This window comes from Micromonospora sp. WMMD956, from assembly GCF_029626125.1.
In the GTDB taxonomy this organism is placed as follows: domain Bacteria; phylum Actinomycetota; class Actinomycetes; order Mycobacteriales; family Micromonosporaceae; genus Micromonospora; species Micromonospora carbonacea.
In genome coordinates, this window is record NZ_JARUBI010000005.1 from 1,476,625 (window position 1) to 1,499,520 (window position 22,896).

General features: G+C 74.6%; 18 protein-coding genes. 8 read left to right on the forward strand and 10 right to left on the reverse strand.

Annotated elements, in window-relative coordinates; genetic code table 11:
* Positions 1 to 6: 6 nt before the first annotated feature.
* Positions 7 to 1,032: a 1-acyl-sn-glycerol-3-phosphate acyltransferase gene (locus O7628_RS06800; RefSeq protein ID WP_278129163.1), complete on the reverse strand. Its 1,026-nt coding sequence runs from the start codon at positions 1,030 to 1,032 to the stop codon at positions 7 to 9.
* The gene (locus tag O7628_RS06805; RefSeq protein ID WP_278129165.1) at positions 1,032 to 1,865 is read right to left on the reverse strand and encodes a patatin-like phospholipase family protein; all 834 of its coding nucleotides are present in this window, start codon (positions 1,863 to 1,865) and stop codon (positions 1,032 to 1,034) included. The genes O7628_RS06800 and O7628_RS06805 overlap by 1 nt, the downstream gene beginning before the upstream one ends.
* A gap of 153 nt (positions 1,866 to 2,018) precedes the next feature.
* Between O7628_RS06805 and O7628_RS06810 the strand changes: the two genes are divergently transcribed.
* Complete coding sequence (locus O7628_RS06810; RefSeq protein WP_278129167.1) at positions 2,019 to 3,581, forward strand: serine/threonine-protein kinase; 1,563 nt, start codon at positions 2,019 to 2,021, stop codon at positions 3,579 to 3,581.
* Positions 3,582 to 3,621: 40 nt separating this feature from the next.
* Here O7628_RS06810 and O7628_RS06815 read toward each other — a convergent pair whose 3' ends face one another.
* From O7628_RS06815 to O7628_RS06850, 8 genes are all read right to left on the reverse strand, one after another.
* On the reverse strand, positions 3,622 to 4,680 hold the full coding sequence (locus O7628_RS06815) for a glycosyltransferase family 4 protein (RefSeq protein ID WP_278136243.1): 1,059 nt from the start codon (positions 4,678 to 4,680) through the stop codon (positions 3,622 to 3,624).
* Between the two features lie 308 nt (positions 4,681 to 4,988).
* The gene (locus O7628_RS06820; protein ID WP_278129169.1) at positions 4,989 to 6,557 is read right to left on the reverse strand and encodes a trypsin-like peptidase domain-containing protein; all 1,569 of its coding nucleotides are present in this window, start codon (positions 6,555 to 6,557) and stop codon (positions 4,989 to 4,991) included.
* Between the two features lie 62 nt (positions 6,558 to 6,619).
* Positions 6,620 to 8,188, reverse strand: coding sequence for a HAMP domain-containing sensor histidine kinase (locus O7628_RS06825; protein ID WP_278129171.1), 1,569 nt, complete (start codon positions 8,186 to 8,188; stop codon positions 6,620 to 6,622).
* Complete coding sequence (locus O7628_RS06830) at positions 8,185 to 8,886, reverse strand: response regulator transcription factor (protein WP_043966583.1); 702 nt, start codon at positions 8,884 to 8,886, stop codon at positions 8,185 to 8,187. Before O7628_RS06830 ends, O7628_RS06825 begins: the two co-directional genes overlap by 4 nt.
* Positions 8,887 to 8,982: 96 nt before the next feature.
* On the reverse strand, positions 8,983 to 9,597 hold the full coding sequence (locus tag O7628_RS06835) for a PadR family transcriptional regulator (RefSeq protein ID WP_278129174.1): 615 nt from the start codon (positions 9,595 to 9,597) through the stop codon (positions 8,983 to 8,985).
* Positions 9,594 to 10,424, reverse strand: coding sequence for a DUF4097 family beta strand repeat-containing protein (locus O7628_RS06840; RefSeq protein ID WP_278129176.1), 831 nt, complete (start codon positions 10,422 to 10,424; stop codon positions 9,594 to 9,596). The genes O7628_RS06835 and O7628_RS06840 overlap by 4 nt, the downstream gene beginning before the upstream one ends.
* A gap of 103 nt (positions 10,425 to 10,527) precedes the next feature.
* Complete coding sequence (locus tag O7628_RS06845; RefSeq protein WP_278129178.1) at positions 10,528 to 11,520, reverse strand: lysophospholipid acyltransferase family protein; 993 nt, start codon at positions 11,518 to 11,520, stop codon at positions 10,528 to 10,530.
* Positions 11,517 to 12,446, reverse strand: coding sequence for a GNAT family N-acyltransferase (locus tag O7628_RS06850; protein ID WP_278129180.1), 930 nt, complete (start codon positions 12,444 to 12,446; stop codon positions 11,517 to 11,519). Before O7628_RS06850 ends, O7628_RS06845 begins: the two co-directional genes overlap by 4 nt.
* Positions 12,447 to 12,635: 189 nt before the next feature.
* Here O7628_RS06850 and O7628_RS06855 point away from each other — a divergent pair, with 189 nt between their 5' ends.
* From O7628_RS06855 to O7628_RS06885, 7 genes are all read left to right on the forward strand, one after another.
* Complete coding sequence (locus tag O7628_RS06855; RefSeq protein ID WP_278129182.1) at positions 12,636 to 13,292, forward strand: hypothetical protein; 657 nt, start codon at positions 12,636 to 12,638, stop codon at positions 13,290 to 13,292.
* Positions 13,293 to 13,490: 198 nt separating this feature from the next.
* Positions 13,491 to 14,432 (forward strand): ATP-binding cassette domain-containing protein, encoded by a 942-nt coding sequence (locus O7628_RS06860; RefSeq protein WP_278129184.1) that lies wholly within the window; start codon positions 13,491 to 13,493, stop codon positions 14,430 to 14,432.
* Positions 14,429 to 15,253, forward strand: a complete 825-nt coding sequence (locus O7628_RS06865) for an ABC transporter permease (RefSeq protein WP_278129185.1) — start codon at positions 14,429 to 14,431, stop codon at positions 15,251 to 15,253. Before O7628_RS06860 ends, O7628_RS06865 begins: the two co-directional genes overlap by 4 nt.
* Positions 15,254 to 15,523: 270 nt before the next feature.
* The gene (locus tag O7628_RS06870; protein ID WP_278129187.1) at positions 15,524 to 19,279 is read left to right on the forward strand and encodes a multifunctional oxoglutarate decarboxylase/oxoglutarate dehydrogenase thiamine pyrophosphate-binding subunit/dihydrolipoyllysine-residue succinyltransferase subunit; all 3,756 of its coding nucleotides are present in this window, start codon (positions 15,524 to 15,526) and stop codon (positions 19,277 to 19,279) included.
* 116 nt (positions 19,280 to 19,395) lie between these two features.
* Positions 19,396 to 19,575 carry a DUF6104 family protein gene (locus tag O7628_RS06875; protein WP_074472708.1) on the forward strand — a complete coding sequence of 60 codons (180 nt, stop codon included), beginning with the start codon at positions 19,396 to 19,398 and terminating at the stop codon, positions 19,573 to 19,575.
* A 119-nt stretch (positions 19,576 to 19,694) separates the two neighbouring features.
* On the forward strand, positions 19,695 to 21,764 hold the full coding sequence (gene pta / locus O7628_RS06880; protein WP_278129189.1) for a phosphate acetyltransferase: 2,070 nt from the start codon (positions 19,695 to 19,697) through the stop codon (positions 21,762 to 21,764).
* Complete coding sequence (locus O7628_RS06885) at positions 21,761 to 22,888, forward strand: acetate kinase (protein ID WP_278129191.1); 1,128 nt, start codon at positions 21,761 to 21,763, stop codon at positions 22,886 to 22,888. The genes pta and O7628_RS06885 overlap by 4 nt, the downstream gene beginning before the upstream one ends.
* Positions 22,889 to 22,896: the final 8 nt, after the last annotated feature.

Genomic DNA, 22,896 nt, shown 5'->3' on the forward strand with positions numbered 1-22,896 from the left:
CGCACCCTACGCGTCGTCGACGCCCCCGTCGTGGTGCGCCGCGATCCATTCGTCGATGCGTGACCACCAGTCGAACAGCCAGTCAACACGCTCCTGGCGGCCGGCGGGGATCTCCTCCGGGGGCACCGACCAGAACCGCATGATGATCCGCTTGTCCATCGGCAGCTCGCGCCACACGTCGGCGACGGTGAGCATCCGGTCGAGGCCGGTGTGCGCCACGAAGATCACCCCGGCGTCGGGGGCGGCGTCCAGCGCGGCCAGCAGCCCGCCCGGCTGCGGGGCGAGCACGTGCCGCATCCGCTCCGCCCGCAGCGCCATCTGCTCCAGGCCGCGCGACCGCAGCCGGGCGATGGCCCGCAGCCGGCGGCGCGGGGTGAAGTTGCCCCCCTCGGGGAAGATCACGAAGGCGTCGTCGTCGTCGAGGCCGGTGGCCAGGTGGCCGATCTGCTCGGTCACCGGCTCGCGCCGGTCGGAGGCCGGGGCGAGGAACCGGTTGGGCAGCCGGTTGAGCAGCACGTCGATCGCCGGGTCCCACTGGAGGCTCTCCTTGAGCACGATCCGGGGCTCCCGGTGGAACCAGTTGACCAGCGCGTGGATCAGGATGAACGAGTCGCCCGGCCCGGCGTGCCGGCAGAGCACCAGCTCCGGGCGGCCGGGCAGCGCCGTGTCGGGGTCGGTGCCGACCACGTCGATGCGCAGCCGCAGCGTCCACCGGGCCTGCCAGAAGAACACCTGGAGGAAGTGGCCGGCGAGCACGTAGTGCGCCCGCTGGAACGGCGGCGTCCGCTTCCACACCCCGAAGCCGGAGGCCACCCAGAGCACGAACAGGGCCAGCAGCGCCGCCGCGTCCCAGACCAGGTAGACACAGCCGATCCAGAGCAGGCGCAGCGGCCGCAGCCGGCCGGGGACCAGCGGGGACAGCGCCAGGGCGGCGAACGCCCAGACCGGCAGGGTGGTCACCACGACCACGGCGAGCAGCACCACACCGGGCGCCAGCAGCAACCGGCGGACCCATCGGGGCGGCAGCGGCATCAGCGGTCCAGGTGGGTGGCCAGGTAGCGGCGGGAGGCCGTGTACGCGCGGCTGATCCGCCGCCCCACCGCCGCCATGTCCCGGTACGCCCACGGGCTGTCCTCACGCGGCCCCGGCCCCCCGGTGGGCAGCACGTGCACCCGCACCCCGTCGGGCAGCGCCGCCATCTCCCGGGAGAACCGGTGCCGGCGGGCGATCTCGAACGCCACCTGGGCGATCTCCCAGGGCCGCCGGGGCGGCGTCAGCTCCCGCTCGATGCGGCCCACCTGGAGCACGAAGACCTCCCGCGCTCCGGCCTCGACCGCCGCGCCGATCGGGATGGAGTTGACGATCCCGCCGTCGATGAAGTGCTGCCCGTCGATCTCGGTGGGCGGCAGCAGCCCCGGCACGGAGGCGGAGGCGAGCACCGCCGGCACCAGCGGGCCGGCGTCGAACCAGTGCTCGGCGGCCCGCTCGATGTGCGCCGCGCAGCAGCGGAACGGCACCCGCAGGTCGGCGAAGGTGGTCTCCTCGCCCAGCTCGGCCTCCAGCAGCCGGCGCAGCGGCCGGGGCGAGTGCAGGTGGGTGCGGGCGGCGAAGCGGCGCAGCTGACGGGCGACGGAGTCGCCGTACACCTCGCTGGCCTCGGGGGACGCCCAGAGCCGGACCAGCCGGTCGGTGACCGCCTCCGTCGGATCGGCCGCGACGAGCGCCCCGTTGACCGCCCCGATCGAGGTGCCGAGCACCAGGTCCGGGCGGACGTCGGCGCGGAACAGGGCGCGCAGCATGCCCACCTCGACCGCGCCGAGGACTCCCCCGCCGCCGAGCACGAACGCCACCGGACCGCTGACCATGCCGTTCATCCTGGCACGCGGGGTCACGCCGGCCGTCCGGTGCCCGGGCGCGCCCGTCCACGCGCCGGTCGGGTGAGACCGGACGGGCGTTGACAGGCCGGACACATTCGCGCAACCTGATACCGCCCCGACCTCAGGCAGGTGCGATCCGTCATGGCAACACTGCACGCCGGCAGGCTGCTGGCCCGCAGGTACCGACTCATCGACCAGATCGGCGCGGGTGGCATGTCGGTCATCTGGCGGGCCCGCGACGAGGTTCTCGACCGCACGGTCGCCCTGAAGGTGCTCGCGCCCTCGCTCGCGGCGGACGCCCGGTTCCGCGACATGGTCCGCGAGGAGGCCCGCTCCGCCGCGCAGCTCGTCCACCCGCACGTGACGTCGGTGCACGACTACGGCGAGACGCTCGCCCCGGACGGCAGCATCACCTCGTTCGTGGTGATGGAGCTGCTCGCCGGTGAGGAGCTGGAATACCGGCTGACCGAGGGCCCGCTGCCCTGGCCGGAGGCGGTGGAGATCGGCGCCCAGGTGGCCGAGGCGCTCGCCGCCGCGCACCGGCTCGGCATCGTGCACCGGGACATCACCCCGGCCAACGTGATGATGACCCCGGTCGGCGCGAAGGTCCTCGACTTCGGCATCGCCACCCACGTCGGCGCACCGGACGAGGACGAGGACGGCGGCACCTTCGGCACGCCCGCGTACGTCGCGCCGGAGCGGCTGGACGGGGCCCCGGCGCAGCCGGCCACCGACATCTACTCGCTCGGCGTGCTGCTCTACGAGACCCTGACCGGCCAGGTGCCGTACCCGGCGGACACCTGGGAGCAGCTCGGCGCGGCCCTGGCCGGCGGCGACGAGCCACCGCCGCTGGAGGTGCCGGGCCTGCCGCCCGAGGTGGTCCGGATCTGCCTGCGCTGCCTGTCCCGGCAGCCACGGGACCGGCCCACCGCGCACCAGGTGGCCCTCGCGCTGCGCGACCAGCTCCTGCCGGCCGACCCGCAGGCCGCCACCATGCTCGCCCCGACGATGACCCTGCCGTCGATCGTCGCCCCGCCCGCCGCGCCGTCGGCCCCGGCCGGTCCGCCCGCCCCGACGTCGGCTCCCCCGCCGCCGGCCGCGCCCCCCGGGGCGGCCCCGGCGGGTGGCACGCCCGGCCCCGCGTCGTCCCCGCAGCCCGCCGGGGCCGCATCGCAGGGCCGGTCCCGGCGTCGCTGGGCGGTGCCCGTGGTGGCGGCGGGGGCCGCGGTGGCGGCGGCGGGGGCGCTCCTGTGGCCCAGGCCCGACGAGCAGCCCGACCCGATGCCCCGGGCGCTGCCCACCGAGTCGCCCGCCGGCGAGTCGCTGGGGACGGCGCCGACCCGGTCGCCGAGCGCGCCGCCGACCACGACCCGGCCGCCCGCCCGGCCCCGGGCCACCCCCTCGGCCGCGCCGACGACCACGCCGCCCGCCCCGTCCGGCGGCAGCGTGACCGAGGTGGCCAGCGACATCGGGCAGCTCATCGACACGGGGGTCGACGACGGCGGGATCCGCGTCGACGTCGGCACCGACATCCGCAACCTGCTCGGCCACGCCGTCGAGGCCACCGGCCCGAGCGACCTGGCCGCCGCCGTGCAGCGGGCCCGCGACAAGGTCGCCGAGCGGCAGCGCGAGGGCAGCATCACCCCCGCGTACGCCCGCCAGCTCGACACCGCGTTCCAGCGGCTCGGGGCGGCGCGCCTGTGACCCGCCCCGGCCGGCGCGGCCGCCCCGGCCGGCGCGACGGTCAGCGGGCCGGCACCGGGATCGGCCGGCTCGGCGGGGCGGGCGCGAACCCGTGCAGGAAGTCGCGGTAGACCGCCTCGTAGCCCTGCGCCATCCGGGCCGTGGAGAAGTTCTCCGCGACGTGCGCCACGCAGTCGGCCGGGTCCAGCCGGTCGACCTGCCGCAGCGCGCCGGGCAGGTCGTCGGGGCGGTCGCAGACCAGCCCGGTGACGCCGGGGCGGACCAGCTCCGGCACGGCGCCCCGGCGCAGCGCCACCACGGGCGTGCCCGTCGCCATCGCCTCCAGGATCACCATCCCGAACGGCTCCTCCCACTGGATCGGCATGATCAGGCAGCGGGCGTCGACGAGCATCCGCAGCGCGGCCGCCCGGTCGGCGTTGAACACCACTGTCACGTCGTCGTCGAGCATCGGCTCCACCACCTGCTCGTAGTAGCGACGCTCGGCGGGCTCGTTGCACTTGCCGGCGAGGACCAGCGGCAGGCCCGCCGCCCGGCAGGCCCCGATCGCCACGTCCGGGCCCTTGTCGGGGCTGAACCGGGCCAGCCAGAGCACCGGGCCACGCCCCGGGGCGGTCTTGTGCGGCACGTCGGCGACGTCGAGCGCGTTGTGCACGGTGCCGACCCACGGCAGCCCGGGGTTCAGCCGCCGCTGGGTGTGCGAGATGGCGACCAGGCCGACCCCCTGGTCGGTGTCGCTGAGCACGGTGCCGTACTCGCCGACCGGGTTGCCGTGCACGGTGGCCACCGTGGGCACCGCCCGCCGGCCGGCGACCAGCGGGCCGATCGTGGTGTGGTCGTGCACGACGTCGAAGTCGGCCGGCGAGACGAGGTGGCCGACGTGGGCCAGGTGCGCCAGCTCGGGCAGCGCCTCGCCGAGCCGGTCGTACTGGAGGTCGTCGCAGGTGGCGACGTAGCCGGCCCGGGTGCCGTGCCGCCGGCCCGCCCCGAAGACGGTCACCGCGTGCCCCCGCTCGACCAGCGCGTCCACCAGGCCGGCGACGACCTGTTCCAGGCCGCCGTAGCCGGGCGGCGGCACGGTCAGCCACGGCGGGACCACCATGGCGATCCGCAGCGGCCGTTCCTCCGAGCGGTCGAGCGGCAGGTGGTTCACGGCCACGAGTCCTCCCCGGTGGTCCCAGCGCGCGTGGTCTGCGGGCTTTCCCGGCCCCGGTCGGGCCAAACGGAGCGGGCCCCGCACGGGCGGGGCCGGCCGGCCGGGGGTGAACGCGACTCACCCGGTCCGGGTGAACGGCCTGCGCCCGCGACGGCTCCGGGGGGTCGGGAAGGGCGGAGGGCGGCGGGTGACGAAGCCAACCCCCTTGGCTCCGCCACCCACCGCCCTCCGCCGAGGAGGTAGGTCTGCTGTCGTTACGACGTTTCGGCGAGCGTCACGGTTGCCGTCGCCGCCGATCCATTCCGCTGGTACTGCACCTCGACCCGGTCGCCGACCTTGCGGGCCTGGACCGCGCCCACCAGGTCGTCGGAGTCGTTGATCACGGTGTCGCCGAACTTGGTGATCACGTCGCCCTGCCGGATGCCGGCCTTCTCGGCGGCGCTGCCGGGGGTGACGGACGCGACCACCGCGCCGCCGTTCTCGGCCGGGCTCACGCTCACCCCGAGCGAGGGGTGGCTGACCTTCTCGCCGCGCTGGAGCTTGCCGGCCACGTCCTTGGCCTTGTTGCTCGGGATGGCGAAGCCGACGCCGATGTTGCCGGTGCTCTGCCCGGAGGTGGCGATGGCGGTGTTGATGCCGATCACCTCGCCCCGCGTGTTGACCAGCGCGCCGCCGGAGTTGCCCGGGTTGATCGGGGCGTCGGTCTGGAGCAGCCCGGCGATCGAGCTGACCCCCTGCCGCGGGTCCTGCTGCTGGCTCTCGCCGGCCTGGATGGTGCGGTCCCGGGCGCTGATGATGCCCGAGGTGACCGAGCCCTGCAGGCCCAGCGGGCTGCCCAGGGCGAGCACCTGGTCGCCGACCTGCATCGCGTCGCTGTCGCCCAACGTGGCGGCCTTCAGCCCGCTGACCCCGCCGGCCTTCACCACGGCCAGGTCGGTCTTCGGGTCGGTGCCGACGATCTCCGCGTCGGCGGTCTTGCCGTCGGCGAAGACCACCTTGACGGTCTTGCCAGAGGCGGAGGCGACCACGTGGTTGTTGGTCAGCACGTAGCCGTCCTCGGAGAGGATGACCCCGGAGCCCTCGCCGCTGCCGGTGCTGATCGAGACCACGCTGTCCTGCACGGACGCGGCGATCTTCGGCAGGTCGGCGCTGTTGAGCACCGGCGCGGCCGAGTAGGTGCGGGTGATCCCGCCCGAGTTGCCGTCGACGGCGAGCGCGAGCGCGCCGCCGGCCACGCCGGAGCCGAGCATCAGCGCGAACACCGCCACCCCGGCGCCCGCCAGCTTGGCCACCCGGCTCGGCTTCGGGGCCTGCGCCCACGCCGGCACCGGCTGGCCGGGGTGCTGCGGCGGCACCGGGCCGCCCGGGTACGCGGGACCGCCGGCGTGCGGGGCGTAGCCGGGGGCGGCCGGACCGTGCTGGCCCCCCGCGGCCCAGCCGGAGTGCTGCCCGGCGGAGTGCTGCCCGGCGTGCTGGGGCTGCCAGGGACTGTTCGGGTACGGCCCGGCCGGCTGCGGCTGCCCCGACACCGGGTACGGCGGCGCGGACGGGGTGGCCGGGCCGCCGTACGGCTGCGCGCCGGAAGCCGGGGCGACGGGCCCGGAGACGGGGGCGGCGGGCCCGGCGGGGGCGTGCTGCCCGGCGGCCGGCGCGGCGGGGCCGGGGTAGGTGGGGTGGGCGGCGGGCGCGGCCGGAGCGGCGGGCTCGACGGCCGGGGAGTCGGACTGCCCGGTCTCGACGCGGGACAGCTCGGCGGTGGGGTGCGACGGCTCGGCGTCGGAGGGCGCCGGTCGCCGCTGCGGGTCGGTCTCGTACTCGGTCATGCATCCACCTTCTCCCATGCCACTGCGACGAGCCTGGAATCCGCCTGGAAGTTCCCTGAAAGTCACTCGCCCGGGTCGTCGCCGCCGTCGGGCAGCAGCGGCACCCGGACCCGGAAGGTCGCTCCCCCGCCCGGCGTCTCGGCGACCTCGACGGTGCCGTGGTGCGCGGCGACCAGCGCCGCTACGATGGCCAGCCCCAGCCCGGTGCTGGTCATCCCGCCGGCCCGCCGGGTGCGGGCCGCGTCGGCCCGGTAGAACCGCTCGAACACCCGCTCGGCCTGCTCCGGGGAGAGCCCCGGGCCGGTGTCGGCCACCTCCACCACCGCCAGGTTCCCCGGCTCGGTACGCAGCCGCAGCGTCACCGAGGCGTCCGGCGGGGTGTGGGTGAGCGCGTTCGTCATCAGGTTGCCGATCACCTGCCGCAACCGGGCGTCGTCGCCCAGCACCACCAGCGGCCCGGAGCCCGGCTCGATCTCCAGCTCGATGCGCCGGTCGGGGGCCACCACCCGGGCGGCCTGCACGGCGTCGCCGGCCAGCAGCGGCAGCTCCACCGGGCCGAGGGCGAGGGGCCGCTCCCGGTCCAGCCGGGCGAGCAGCAGCAGGTCCTCCACCAGCAGCCCCATCCGGGCGGCCTCGTCCTCGATGCGGCGCAGCAGGCCGGCGGTCTCCTCCGGGGCCCGCGCCGCGCCCTGCCGGTACAGCTCGGCGAAGCCGCGGATGGTGGTCAACGGGGTACGCAGCTCGTGCGAGGCGTCCGCGACGAACTGCCGCATCCGCTCCTCCGAGCGGCGGGCCCGCGCCTCGGACGCCTGCGCCGCGGCGGCCGCGTCCCGCGCGCCGGCCTCGGCCGAGCGGGCGGCGATCTCCGAGGCCGCGCGGGCGGTGAAGGCGGCCTCGATCTGGGCCAGCATCGTGTTCAGGGCCCGGGACAGCCGCCCCAGCTCCGAGGTCGGGCAGGGCTCGCCGTCCTCCGGGTCGGGCACCCGCCGGGTCAGGTCGCCACCGGCGATGGCGGCGGCGGTGCGCTCGATCTCCACCAGCGGCTTGAGGCTGGTCCGCACGATCGCCGCGCCGATGGACGCGAGCAGGATCAGCACCGCCCCGCCGACCAGCAGGTCTATCCAGACCAGCCGCTTGACCGCCAGGTCGACGTCGGTGAGGTTCTGCGCGATGGCCACCATCTGCCCGTTCGGCAGCTCGGCGTAGATGATCCGCCAGCGCACCCGGCTGTTGCGCGCCGGGACCGACTTGAGCTCGCCGACCCGGGCCGCGAAGCCCTCCGCGTCGGACGGCCAGGCCGGCAGGTCGGCGGTGTGCAGCCGTGGATCGTACTGCGTGACCGTCACCGCCCCGGTCCGCCGGTCGGTGGCCACCAGCAGATAGTCGGTGGGCACGAGCGGCTGCGTGACCTGCTGCCCGGCCTGCGCGGTGAGCAGGGCGGACTCGATGCTCTCCACGGAGGCCCGCAGTTCCCCGTCGACCTGGGCGACCAGGTAGTTGCGCAGGAAGTAGGTGGTCAGGGAGCTGATCACCAACAGCGCCGCGGCGACCAGCGTCAGCACCGCCGCCACCAGCTTCACCCGCAGCGGTACGCTCCGCAGCCGCCCCTTCGCCAGCGCGACGGCGTTCACGCCGCCGGCTTGCGCAGCACGTATCCCACGCCGCGCAGAGTGTGGATCAGCCGGGGCTGGGTGTTGTCGACCTTGCGCCGCAGGTAGGAGATGTAGGACTCGACGATGTTGTCGTCGCCCCGGAAGTCGTAGTTCCACACGTGGTCGAGGATCTGCGCCTTGGACAGCACCCGGTTGGCGTTGAGCATCAGGTAGCGCAGCAGCTTGAACTCGGTGGGCGAGAGCTGCACGCGCTGCCCGGCCCGGTGCACCTCGTGGGTCTCCTCGTCCAGCTCCAGGTCGGCGAAGGTGAGCCGGGAGGGCGTCTGGTCGCCGCTGGCCGTGCGGCGCAGCACGGCGCGGATCCGGGCCGTGAGCTCCTCCAGGCTGAACGGCTTGGTGACGTAGTCGTCGCCGCCCAGGGTCAACCCGCGGATCTTGTCGTCGGTCGCGTCCCGGGCCGTCAGGAAGACCACCGGGGTCCGGGTGCCGCCCTCGCGGAGCATCCGGATGACCTCGAAGCCGTCGAGGTCGGGGAGCATCACGTCGAGGACCACCAGGTCGGGGCGGTGGTCCTTGGCGGCGTGCAGCGCGGCGCTCCCGCTGGTCGCGGTGGCCACGTCGAAGCCGGCGAAGCGGAGGCTCGCGGAGAGCAGTTCGAGGATGTTGGGATCGTCCTCGACGACGAGCAGTCGCGCCTCGGTCTGGGTAGCGGCCATGCCGACCATCATCCGTGACCTCGCTGCGTCGGCGCTGGGCGGTTGCTGGAAACTCCCTGAGAACTCCGGGCCGCCTCCCCGCCGGTCACGGGCCGGCTAGCGCAGCAGCCGGCGCAGCCCGTCCAGGGCGCCGTCGAGGACCCGGATCGCCGCGCGGAGCTGGACGTCGTCGAGCCGGCCCGCCCGCGTCAACGCGTCGACCTCGACGGTGAACGCGGCCAACCGGTCGTCGAGCTCGGCCAGCAGCGGCGAGGAACCGGCGGACCGCGCCGGGGGCGGGGGCGACGCGGCCTCCCACGGGGTACGGCGGGACTGGCGCGTCCGCCGGGTCGCCTCGCGCAGCTCCCGCTTGAGGTCGCGCACCGACCCGCGTACCTCGGAGCGGATCTCGCCGGCCAGGGCGGAGAGGTCGGCCACCGACGAGCTGATGTCGGACTCCAGGGTGGCCAGCTCGGCGGCCCGCTGGCGCAGCTCGGCCCGGCCCGCCTCGGTGATGTCGTAGACCTTGCGGCCACCGGCGGCGGTGTGGGTCACCCGCCCCTCCGCCTCCAGCCGCTGGAGCCGGGGGTAGATCGTGCCGGCGCTCGGCGCGTACAGGCCGAGGAAGCGGTCCTCCAGCAGCCGGATCAGCTCGTAGCCGTGCTTCGGGCCGTCGTCGAGCAGCTTGAGCAGATAGAGCCGGAGCCGCCCGTGGCTGAACACGGTGGTCACGGCAGCTCCTCGGCGTCGTCGTCGACCGGACGGGCGAGCAGCGCGATGCTGCCGGAGGTCGCGGACGCCCAGAGCCTACCCGCGCCGGTGCCGAGGACCCCCGCGCTGTCCCGCACGCCGCCGAGCCCGCCTCCGTCGCGCACCTGCGGGAACCCGCTGGTGATCCGGCCGGCGGTGGTGTGCAGGCGGACGTCGAGGTCGCTGTCCTCGCGGACCCGGACGGTGATCCGGCCGGAGATGGTGCTCAGCCGGATCTCGCCGCCGCGCTGGGTGTCCAGGTCGCAGGTGATCTCGCCGGAGACGGTGTGCGCGCGCACCGTGCCGACGGTGCCGTCGGCGAGGACGACCTCCCCGGAGACGGTCTCCAGGCTCAGGTCCCCGGCCACCCCCAGGGCCTCCACCGGCCCGGAGACGGTCTTCGCGGTGGTGCGGCCCCGCACACCCATCAGGGCGATCTGGCCCGCCGTGACGTCGGCGCGCGTCTCCCGGCTCAGGCCCGAGGCGACCAGCGAGCCGTCGACCAGCCCGAGGTCGGCCAGCACGTCGGCGGGTACGGCGATCGAGACGTCGGCCCGGAAGCGCCGGCCGAGCTGGCCGAGCCACCAGAGCAGCCCGGGCCACCTCGGTCGGCGTTCGTGCCGGACGGTCAGCACCCCGTCGTGCTGCTCGACGAGCACGGGCCGGCTGCTGACCCGGGTGACGTCCAGCCGGGCCGGGCCGTCCGTGCCGACGACGGCGAGCCGCCCGGTCACCAGCCGGACGTGCAGCGCGGTGACCGGCTCGTCGAGGGTGAGCCGCTGGGGGCGGTCGACGGTCCACCTGGGCATGGCATCCTCCCGCCGGCGGGCGCGCCCCGGCGGCGCGCTCCTCCGGTGGCAGGATAACGCGATACATCGCGACCTAACAAGACTGTCGCGTGTCGGGGACGCGTCAGGCCGCGAGGCCGACCTGCGTGCCGGCGGGCGACGTCGTGCCGACCTGCGTGCCGGCGACCCGAGGCGACCCGGGCGCGAGCGGCAGCACCGGGACGGCGGCCCGGGGCGGGACGGCCGCAGCGGCGACCCGGGGCGGCACGAGGTGGACCGCCGACTCGGCGATCCGGGCGAGCAGTCGCCGGTCCGCGTCCCGCCCGGGGTGCAGCGCGGCGGTCGCCGTCACCGTCACCGTGAGCCCCCGGGTCGCCAGGACCCGCCAGACCGACCGGCCCAGGCTCTCCGCGCCGAGGAAGGCGCCGACGGTCGTCGGCCCGCCGGCGGGAGCAGCCGGGAGGCCGGGGGCCGGCGCAGCGGCGGCCAGGTGGTAACCGATCCGGACCGGGACGACCGGCGCGCCCGCGTCGACCGCCGCCTGGAACACGGCGGGACGGAACCCGCCGCCCGGCCGGCAGCCCACGCCCGCGCCGCACCACGTCGTACCCTCGGGAAAGACCGCGACCGGGTGACCGGCCCGCAGCGCGGCGGCGACCCGGCGCACGGCGGCGGGCAGCGCCCGGGGGCGCGCGCGGTCCACGAAGAGGGTGCCCACCGCGACGGCCAGCGGCCCGACCAGCGGCCAGCGGCGCACCTCGCGCTTGGCCAGGACCCGGGCCGGCGCCACGGCCAGCAGCGCGAGCACGTCCAGCCACGACGCGTGGTTGGCGACCACGAGCGACGGCCGCCGGGGCAGCCGGCCCCGGACCACCAGCCGCACGCCGCAGGCCCGGGCCGTGCCCCGGGCCCAGCCGCGCAGCGCGGCCCGCCGCTCCCTCGCCGGCAGCACCGGCAGCAGCCCGGCCAGCGCCGCGCCGGCCACCAGCATCAGGAGTACGGCCGCCAGCCGCCCGAGCCGGCGGGCGACCGGCACGGTGGGGGTCTCCCCCGGGCCGGGCAGGCAGTCCGCGTCGCAGCCGGAGACCGGCCGCCAGAGGTCGTGGCGGGCGGTCACCGCCCGCCCCCGTCGCCGAGGAAGTGCCGCAGGTGGCGGGGGCTCATCCGGTCCAGCGAGAAGATCACGTAGAAGTCGGCGACCCGGAAGTCCGGGTCGTACGCCGGCTCGCCGGCCACCCAGGCGCCCAGTCGCAGGTACCCGCGCAGCAGCGGCGGCAGCGCGACCCGCCCGGCCGGGCGCGGATCGCCGGGCGCGGCGGCGGTGGGCGTCGCGACGGCGTGCGGGGCGGTGGTGTCGGGCCCGGCGGCGGCCTTCCCGGCGCCGACGCGCGACCCGGCGGGCGACCCGGCGGCGGGCGGCTCGGCGGCGGGCGGCTCAGCGGCGCGCGGCCCCGCGGCGGGCGGCTCGGCGGCGCGCGGCTCGGCCAGCCAGGGGCGCAGCGGCCGGACCCGCAGCGGCGGCGGGGCCAGGTGCCGGGCCCGGACGTGCTCCCAGACGCCGGCGGCGAGCAGCCCGCCGTCGTCGACGGGCACGGAGGCGCAGCCGCCCAGCCAGCGCGACCCGCGCAGGTGCAGGTAGCGGGTGATGCCGGTCCACATCAGGTTGATCACCGCGCCGGAGCGGTGCGCCGGGTGGACGCAGGACCGACCGGCCTCCACCAGGACGTCCCGCAGCGGGTCGAGCGCGGTGAGGTCGAACTCGGCCTCCGCGTACCGGCGCGGGGTCCGGCCGGGCGGCAGCAGCCGGTACGTCCCGACCACCGCCCCGGTGCGCTCCTCGCGGACGATCAGGTGGTCGCAGTAGGGGTCGAGGTCGTCAACGTCCAGGCCGGCCGGACCGGGGCGCAGGGTGGCCCCGAGCTCGGTGGCGAAGACCTCGTGGCGCAGTCGCTGCGCGGCCGCGACCTGACGGGGGTCGTCGGCGATCGACACGGTGTATCCGCTGGTCGTCAGGGGAACGCCAGCGACGGGCAGAACAGCCATGAGCTCTGTGTAGGTGTCCCGGATGCCGCGGGCGGGGACGACCGGTGTCGATCCGGTGAACGCCAACGGGCGGACTTTCCCGGCCCGGTGGAAGGCGGTGAGAGGGGGACCCTTCTCTACCGCAAGCGTTAACAAGGGGCCCTTCCTTGCCCGGAACCGGGCGTGCGAGGCTGCGCGGAGGAGGTGCGCGTGATCATCCCCGCGAGATTCAACGGGCCGCCCGGGTCGGGCAACGGCGGTTGGTGCGCCGGCGTCTTCGCCGCCGCGTCCGGGCTCGGCGGCACGGTCGAGGTGACGTTGCGGCAGCCGCCGCCGCTGGAGACCCCGCTGACCCTCGACGGCGGCGGGGTGCACGACCCGGACGGCCGGCTGATCGCCCAGGTGCGCGGCGTGGACGAGGTTCCGGAGGTGGTGCCCCCGGTGGACGTCGACACGGCGCGGGCCGCGTCGGCGACGTACCCGGGCCTGGTGGACCACCCGTTCCCCGGCTGCTTCGTCTGCGGGCCCGGCCGGGCCGACGGGCTGCGGATCTTCCCGGGCCGCCTGCCCGACGGGCGGACCGCCGCGCCGTTCACCGCCCCGGCCGAGGTGGACGCGGCTACGGTATGGGCGGCGCTGGACTGCCCCGGCGGCTGGGCGGTGATCGACGCGGGCCGGCCCTACGTGCTGGGCCGGATGACCGCCGTGCTGGAGGGGCTGCCGACGCCGGGCGACGAGTGCGTGGTGACGGGCGTGGCCGACGGCGTGTGGGGGCGCAAGGCGGTGGTCCGGACCAGCCTGTACGCCCCGGACGGCCGGCTGCTGGGCCGGGCCCTGGCCGCCTGGATCGCCCTGTCGGAGGCGTGACCGGCGGGTCGGGGGGCGGGGCCCCGGCGGGGCGCTCTCGTCCCTGGGGAGGACCGACTCCTGCCTGAGGTGGAGGCGGAGGTAGGTGTCGCGCCTGATTGACCTGGTTGCGCGGCCTTGCCAGGCTGTGCCACGGCGCGTCCGCAACCGCGCCGCACATCTCGGCGCGCTCTCCGCGCCGTGCACGGGAGGAGAAAGATGTCTGACGGGCAGCGAAGCCCCATAACCGGCAGCGGTCAGATCGTGGTGTCCGGCCTGACGAAGCAGTACAAGAACGTCCGGGCGGTCGACAATCTGTCGTTCACGGTCGAACCGGGGCGGGTCACCGGCTTCCTCGGCCCGAACGGCGCCGGCAAGACCACCACGCTGCGTATGCTGCTGAACCTGGTCACCCCGACGGGCGGCACGGCGACCATCGGCGGCCAGCGCTACGCGGACCTGACCGACCCGCTGCGCCACGTCGGCGCGGTGCTGGAGGCGTCCAGCGCGCACAAGGGCCGCACCGGGATCAACCACCTGCGGGTGATCTGCGCGGCGGCCGGCCTGCCGAAGTCGCGCGCCGACGAGGCGCTGGCCCTGGTGGGGCTCACCCCGGCGGCGAAGCGCAAGTTCAAGGGCTACTCGCTGGGCATGAAGCAGCGCCTCGGCATCGCCGCCGCGATGCTCGGCGACCCCCGGGTGCTGATCCTCGACGAGCCCGCGAACGGGCTCGACCCCGAGGGCATCCGGTGGATGCGCGGCTTCCTCAAGGGCCTGGCCCACGAGGGCCGCACGGTGCTGGTCTCCAGCCACCTGCTGTCGGAGATGCAGCTGCTCGCCGACGACGTGGTGATCATCGCGGCCGGCAAGCTGGTCCGGCAGGGGCCGGTCGAGCAGGTGCTGGGCTCGATGGCGCAGGGCGGCGGCCGGGTGCGGGTGCGCACCCCGCAGGCCGACGAGCTGGTCGCGGCGCTGCGCGCGCAGTCGGCGACGGTGGAGACCGGCGAGCACGGCGTGCTGCTGGTCACCGGGGCGGACGCCCCGGCGATCGGCAAGGCCGCGCTGGCCGCCGGTGTGGAGCTGCACGAACTGACCCCGGAACGGCCCGACCTGGAACGGGTCTTCCTGGAACTGACGGCCGGAAAGGCGGGCATCCGATGAACCTCGTCCGATCCGAGCTGCTCAAGATCCGCACCACCAACACCTGGTGGGTCTTCGCGCTCATCTCGCTGCCGCTGTGGGGCCTCACCGCGCTGATCAACTGGTTGCAGACCGACGCGCTGGCCAGCGGCAACTTCGGCGACGTGCCGGCCGACCAGGCCGACCAGGTGGCGGCCGTGCAGTCCGTGGACAGCCTGGCCGCCAACATCTACACCAACGGGCAGTTCTTCGGGCTGCTCATCGTGATGCTGCTCGGCATCATCGTGGTGACCAGCGAGTTCTTCCACCAGACGGTGACCACCACGTTCCTCACCGTGCCGCACCGCACGGCGGTGATGACGGCGAAGCTGGTCGCGGCGGCCGTGCTGGCGATGCTGTTCTGGCTGGTCACCACGGGGCTCAACCTGGTGCTCGGCGTGCTGGTGCTCAACAGCGTCGACCTCGGCTCCCAGCTCGGCAACGGCGCGGTCTGGACGGCGACGGCGCTCAACGCGCTGGCGTACCTGCTCTGGTCGGTGCTGGGCGTCGGCATCGGCGTGCTGATCCGCAGCCAGATCGGCGCGACGGTGACCGGCATCCTGCTCTACCTGGGCGGCTCGATCGGCGCGGCCATCGCGATCAGCATCCTCGCCGCCCGCTGGGGCGACTGGATCAACAACCTCCAGGTGCTGGTGCCCTCGCTGGCCTCGTCGCTGATGGTCAGCGGCACCGAGATCCCCGGCAACCCGCCGCGCTGGGCGGGCGCGGCGGTGCTGATCGGGTACGCCGTGGTGACCGGCATGATCGGCACCCTCACCATGCGGCGGCGGGACATCTCCTGACCCCTCGCGGCTGGCCGGTGCCCGGCCCCGGAGCGTGATCGCAGGATCGCGCCCGGGGCCGGCTCCGTTCCGGGCCGGAGTCAACGGGACACGCGGCGCTGACCGAACTTGTGTCATCTTCTGTGAAACCGACCACGCGCCCGAGCCGGAAATGCCTAGCGTATTCGTACGGCGTAGCCTGGGAGCCGTCCCCCGTCCGCCCCTCGCATTCGGGGCGTCGAAGGACACCGCGTGACACACAAACCCGCGTGAAAGAGGCGATTACCGGCCGTGTCGACCCAGCAGACTTCGCAGGAGAACCCACTGGCGGGTTTCGGCCCTAACGAGTGGCTCGTCGAGGAGATGTACCAGCGTTACCTCGCCGACCCGAGCAGCGTCGATTCGGCCTGGCACGACTTCTTCGCCGACTACCGCCCCGCGCCGGGCGCCGCCACGGCACGCCCGGACGGCCAGGCCGCCAAGGCCGCGCCGGAGCCGGCCGGGCAGCAGGAGGCCGCCGCCACCGTCGCCCAGCCGGCGGCGCAGGCCGCGCCGGCCCCCGCGAAGGCCCCCACGCCGAAGGCGTCCGCGGCCGGGGCGCAGCCGACGGTGAAGCCCGCCACGAAGCCGACGCCCGCCAGGGCCACGAAGGCCGAGCCGGCCGCGAAGGCGGCGGCGAAGCCGACGGTGACCGGCCCGCAGACCACCCCGCTGCGCGGCGTCGCCGCGAAGATCGTCCAGAACATGGACGCCTCGCTGAGCGTGCCGACCGCGACGAGCGTGCGCGCCGTCCCGGCGAAGCTGCTGGTGGACAACCGCATCGTGATCAACAACCACCTCGCCCGGGGGCGCGGCGGCAAGGTCAGCTTCACCCACCTGATCGGTTACGCGATGGTCCGGGCGCTCGTCGAGCACCCGGAGATGAACAACTCCTTCGCCGAGGTCGACGGCAAGCCGGCGATGGTCCGCCCCGAGCACGTCAACCTGGGCATCGCGATCGACCTGGCCAAGCCCGACGGCAGCCGCAACCTGGTGGTGCCGTCCATCAAGGGCTGCGAGACGATGGACTTCCGGCAGTTCTGGCAGGCGTACGAGGACGTGGTCCGGCGCGCCCGCCGCAACGAGCTGACCATGGAGGACTACTCGGGCACCACGATCTCGCTGACCAACCCGGGCGGCATCGGCACGGTGCACTCGATCCCGCGCCTGATGACGGGGCAGAGCGCCATCATCGGCGTCGGCGCGATGGAGTACCCGGCGCCCTACCAGGGGATGAGCGAGGCCACCCTCGCCGAGCTGGCCGTCAGCAAGATCATCACGCTGACCAGCACGTACGACCACCGGATCATCCAGGGCGCGCAGTCCGGCGAGTTCCTCAAGGTCATGCACGAGCTGCTACTCGGCGGGCACGGCTTCTACGACCAGATCTTCACCTCGCTGCGCATCCCGTACGAGCCGGTGCGCTGGATGCAGGACGTGGCCGTCAACTCCGAGGGCCAGATCAACAAGACCGCGCGGGTGCACGAGCTGATCCACGCGTACCGGGTGCGCGGTCACCTGATGGCCGACACCGACCCGCTGGAATTCAAGATCCGCAAGCACCCCGACCTGGACGTCCTCCAGCACGGGCTGACCCTGTGGGACCTGGACCGGGTCTTCCCGGTCAACGGCTTCGCCGGCAAGCAGCGGATGAAGCTGCGCGACATCCTCGGCGTGCTGCGCGACTCCTACTGCCGCCGGGTCGGCGTGGAGTACATGCACATCCAGGACCCGGAGGAGCGGCGCTGGATCCAGGAGCGGATCGAGCGCAAATACGAAAAGCCCACCTCCGACGAGCAGAAGCACGTGCTCAACCGGCTCAACGCCGCCGAGGCGTTCGAGACCTTCCTCCAGACGAAATACGTCGGCCAGAAGCGCTTCTCGCTGGAGGGCGGCGAGTCGCTGATCCCGCTGCTCGGCGAGGTGCTGGAGTCCTCCGCCGAGGCGGGGCTCGACGAGGTCGTCATCGGCATGGCCCACCGGGGCCGGCTCAACGTGCTGGCCAACATCGTCGGCAAGCCGTACGAGAAGATCTTCTCGGAGTTCGAGGGGCACCTCGACCCGCGCTCGACGCAGGGCTCGGGCGACGTGAAATACCACCTCGGCCAGAACGGCAAGTTCACCACCCCCGACGGCGAGCACTCCGTCAAGGTGTCGGTGGTGGCCAACCCGTCGCACCTGGAGGCCGTCGACCCGGTGCTGGAGGGCATCGTCCGGGCCAAGCAGGACCGGATCGACCTCAAGCTGGAGGGCTACACCGTGCTGCCGCTGGCGGTGCACGGTGACGCCGCCTTCGCCGGGCAGGGCGTGGTCGCCGAGACGCTCAACCTGTCGCAGCTGCGCGGCTACCGCACCGGCGGCACGGTGCACGTGGTGGTCAACAACCAGGTGGGCTTCACCACCGCCCCCGAGCACTCCCGGTCCAGCCTCTACAGCACCGACGTGGCCCGGATGATCGAGGCCCCGATCCTGCACGTCAACGGCGACGACCCCGAGGCCGTGGTCCGGGTCGCCCGGCTGGCGTTCGAATACCGGCAGGCGTTCAACAAGGACGTCGTGATCGACATGGTCTGCTACCGCCGGCGCGGCCACAACGAGGGCGACGACCCCTCGATGTCCAACCCGCAGATGTACAAGATCATTGACTCGAAGCGGTCGGTCCGCAAGCTCTACACCGAGGAGCTGATCGGCCGGGGCGACATCACCGTGGAGGACGCGGAGGAGCTGCTGCGCGACTACCAGGCGCAGCTGGAGCGGGTCTTCAAGGCCACCCGGGACGCCGCCTCCGCGCCGAAGCAGGCGGCCCGGCCGCGCCGCGAGGACGAGCCGGAGCCGCAGGTGGCGACCGCCACGACGGCCGAGGTCGTCAAGGCCGTCGGCGAGGCGCACACCACCCTGCCGGAGGGCTTCACCCCGCACAAGCGGATCCAGCAGCTGCTCGACCGGCGGGCCAAGATGTCCGTCGAGGGCAACATCGACTGGGGGTACGGCGAGATCATCGCGTTCGGCGCGCTGCTGCACGACGGGGTCACCGTCCGGCTCGCCGGGCAGGACTCCCGCCGGGGCACGTTCGTGCAACGGCACGCCTCGGTGGTGGACGCCCGCACCGGCGACGACTACCTGCCGCTGAAGTCGCTCACCGCCGACGGCGAGCGGTCCCGGTTCTTCGTGCACGACTCCCTGCTGTCGGAGTACGCGGCGATGGGCTTCGAGTACGGCTACTCGGTGGAGAACGTCAACGCGCTGGTCTGCTGGGAGGCCCAGTTCGGCGACTTCGTCAACGGCGCGCAGTCGGTGATCGACGAGTTCATCTCCTCCGGCGAGGTGAAGTGGGGCCAGCGCTCCGCCGTCACCCTGCTGCTGCCGCACGGCCACGAGGGCCAGGGCCCGGACCACACGTCCGGCCGCCCGGAGCGGTTCCTCCAGCTCTGCGCCGAGGACAACATGCGGGTGGCCATGCCGACCACCCCGGCGAACCACTTCCACCTGCTGCGCCGCCAGGCCCTGTCGCCGAAGCGCAAGCCGCTGGTGGTGTTCACGCCGAAGTCGCTGCTGCGGCACAAGCTCTGCGTGTCGCCGGTGGAGGACTTCACCACGGGCACCTTCGCCCCGGTGCTGGCCGACACCGCCGCCCCGCCCGCCGGGCAGGTGAAGCGGGTGCTGCTCTGCTCGGGCAAGGTCTACTACGACCTGTTCCAGGCCCGGGCCGAGCGCGGCGTCACCGACACGGCGATCGTCCGGATGGAGCAGCTCTACCCGCTGCCCGTCGAGGAGATCCGGGCCGCCCTCGCGCAGTACCCGAACGCCGAGGACTTCGCCTGGGTGCAGGAGGAGCCGGCCAACCAGGGCGCGTGGAGCTTCGTCGCGCTCAACCTGCTGGAGCACCTCAGCGAGGTCCGGCTGCGCCGCATCTCCCGCCCCGCCGCCGCCGCGCCGGCGGTCGGCTCGGCGAAGATGCACGAGGTCGAGCAGCACAAGCTGATCGAGGCGGCCCTGCCCCGCCCGTGACCTGACCGTGCCACCGCGCGCCGGGGCAGCGACCGTCACCACGACGGTCGCTGCCCCGCTCGCGTCCCTGACCGCACGACCCGGCCGCCGGCCGGCACTACCGATGAGGACGCACGATGTACTTCACCGACCGTGGCATCGAGGAACTGGTCGAGCGGCGGGGCGAGGAGCAGGTGAGCGTGGAGTGGCTGGGCGAGCGCCTGCGCGACTTCGTGGACCTGAACCCCGAGTTCGAGACGCCGATCGAGCGCTTCGCCACCTGGCTCGCCCGGTTGGACGACGAAGACGACGACTGACGGCGACGACTGGCTGCGGCGACTGACGGCGACGACAGCCGGCGACGACGGTCGGCCGCCCCGCCGGCCCGGGTCCAAGGACCCGGGCGACCCTCGCCGCGATCTTGTAGCGTGGGGGCGTGGCCCGGAGCGTGTATCTGACCAGCGTCGGTTCCGGCGGGGGCAAGTCGACGATCGCGCTCGGCCTCGCCGAGCTGCTCTCCCGGCAGGTCGGCCGGATCGGCGCGTTCCGGCCCCTCGTCCCCGGCCGGGGCCCCGACCAGATCCTCGCCCTGCTCACCGAGCGCTACCGCGTCGAGATCCCGGTCGACGAGCTGCACGGCTGCACCTACGCCGAGGCGGGCGCGCTGGTCGGCGAGGGGCGGCGCGAGGAGCTGATCTCCCGGATCGTCGAGCGCTACCGCGACGTCGAGCGGCGCTGCCCCGCGGTGGTCGTGGTGGGCAGCGACTTCGCCGACGGCGGCGACGGCGCGGGCCCCCGCGAGCTGGCGTTCAACGCCCGCCTCGCCACCGAGTTCGGCAGCGTGGTGGTGCCCGTCGTCGACGGCTTCGGGCAGGAGCCCGAGGCGATCGCGGCGGCGGCGCGCGGGGCGTACCACGATCTGGTGGACCTCGGCGCGACGGTGCTGGCGGTGATCGCCAACCGGGTGCCGGGGCCGATGACGCTGCCCGACCTGCCCGTCCCCGCGTACGCGATCCCGGAGGTGCCGACCGTGTCGGCGCCGACGGTGGCCGAGGTCGCGGCGGCGCTCGGCGCGACCCTGCTGGCCGGCGACGACGCCGCGCTCGGCCGCGACGTGCTCGACTACGTCGTCGGCGCGGCGCACGTGCCGACGCTGCTGGACCACCTCACCGAGGGCGCGCTGGTGATCACCCCGGCCGACCGGGCCGACCTGCTGGTGGCGGCCAGCGCCGCGCACGTCGCCGGCCAGGTCTCCGTCGCCGGGCTGGTGCTCACCCTCGGCGAACGGCCCGACCCGAGGGCGATGCGCCTGGTCGAGGCACTCAACACCGGGCTCGCGGTGCTCTCGGTGCGCAGCGACAGCTACGACACGGTCGCCGCGTCCAGCCGGATCGAGGGCCGGCCCAGCATGGCCCACCCGCGCAAGGTCGAGGCCGCGCTCGGCGCGTTCGAGGACTGCGTCGACACCGTCGACCTCGCCCGCCGGCTGCGGGTCAGCCGCTCCGCGCGGGTCACCCCGCTGATGTTCGAGTACGACCTGATCGACCGGGCCCGGTCCCACCGCCGCCGCCTCGTGCTGCCCGAGGGGGCGGAGGAGCGGATCCTGCGCGCGGCGGAGATCCTGCTGCGCCGGGGCGTGGCCGACCTGACCCTGCTCGGCCGCCCCGACGACATCGCCCGGCGCACCCGGGAGCTGGGCGTCGACATCACCGGGGCGGCCGTCGTCGACCCGGCGACGAGCCCCTGGCGCGACGAGTTCGCCGAGGCGTACGCGAAGCTGCGCGCCCACCGGGGCATGACCGCCGAGCTGGCGCACGACATCGTGGCGCAGCCCAACTACTTCGGCACGATGATGGTGCACACCGGGCACGCCGACGGGATGGTCTCCGGGGCCACCCACACCACCGCCGCCACCATCCGCCCCGCGTTCGAGATCATCCGCACGGTGCCGGGGGTGTCGGTGGCCTCCAGCGTGTTCTTCATGCTGCTCGCCGACCGGGTGCTCGTCTACGGCGACTGCGCCGTCAACCCCGACCCGGACGCCGCCCAGCTGGCCGACATCGCCATCTCGTCGGCCGACACCGCCGCCCGGTTCGGCATCGAGCCCCGGGTGGCGATGCTGTCCTACTCGACCGGGGACTCCGGGGCCGGGGCCGACGTGGAGAAGGTGGCCGCCGCCACCCGCCTCGTGCGCGAGCGGCGGCCGGAGCTGCTAGTCGAGGGCCCCATCCAGTACGACGCGGCGATCGACCCGCACGTCGCGGCCACCAAGCTGCCCGACAGCGAGGTCGCCGGGCGGGCCACCGTGTTCGTCTTCCCCGACCTCAACACGGGCAACAACACGTACAAGGCGGTGCAGCGCTCCGCCGGGGCGGTGGCCGTCGGCCCCGTCATGCAGGGCCTGCGCCGCCCCGTCAACGACCTGTCCCGGGGCGCGACCGTGCCCGACATCGTCAACACCGTCGCCATCACCGCCATCCAGGCCGCCGCCGGGGAGTCCTCATGAGTCGGGTGCTCGTCCTCAACTGCGGCTCGTCCTCGGTGAAATACCGGCTCTACGACGGCGACGAGGTCCTGGCGAAGGGCACCGTCGAGCGGGTCGGCGAGCCCGGCGGCGGGCCGGCCGACCACGAGACGGCCGTCCGGGGGATCCTCGACCGGCTCGGCCCGGACGGGCTCGCCGGGCTGACCGCCGTCGGGCACCGGGTGGTGCACGGCGGACGGCGCTTCACCGAGCCGGTGCTGGTCGACGACGCCGTGTTCGCGGCGATCGGGGAACTCGTGCCGCTCGCCCCGCTGCACAACCCCGCCAACCTGGCCGGCATCCGGGTCGCCCGCGAGGCGCTGCCCGGGGTGCCGCAGGTCGCCGTCTTCGACACCGCGTTCCACCACACGCTGCCCGAGGCCGCCGCCACCTACGCGATCGACCGGGACACCGCGCAGCGGCACGACATCCGCCGGTACGGCTTCCACGGCACCTCCCACGCGTACGTCTCCCGGCGCACCGCCGAGCTGCTGGGCCGGCCGTACGACGAGTTGAACACGATCACCCTGCACCTGGGCAACGGCGCGAGCGCCTGCGCGGTGCAGGGCGGGTGCAGCGTGGCCACCTCGATGGGGATGTCCCCGCTGGAGGGCCTCGTGATGGGCACCCGCAGCGGCGACCTCGACCCGACGATCGTCTTCCACCTGCGCCGCGAGGCCGGCATGGGCGTCGACGAGATCGACGACCTGCTCAACCACCGCAGCGGCCTGCTCGGCCTGGCCGGGGTCAACGACATGCGCGAGGTGCTGGCCCGCCGCGCCGCCGGTGACCCGGCCGCCGCGCTCGCGTTCGACGTCTACACCCGCCGGATCACCGGCTACGTCGGGGCGTACTACGCGCTGCTCGGCCGGGTGGACGCGGTCACCTTCACCGCCGGGGTGGGCGAGCACGCCGCGCCGGTGCGGGCCGCCGCGCTGGCCGGCCTGGAGCGGCTCGGCATCGCCGTCGACCCGGCCCGCAACGACGGCACCGGCGACCGGGTGATCTCCCCGGCGGGCGCGGAGGTCGCCGTCTGCGTCGTCGGCACCGACGAGGAACGCGAGATCGCCCGCGCGGCCCGGGCCGTGGTCGACGCGGCGACCTGAGGCGGCGG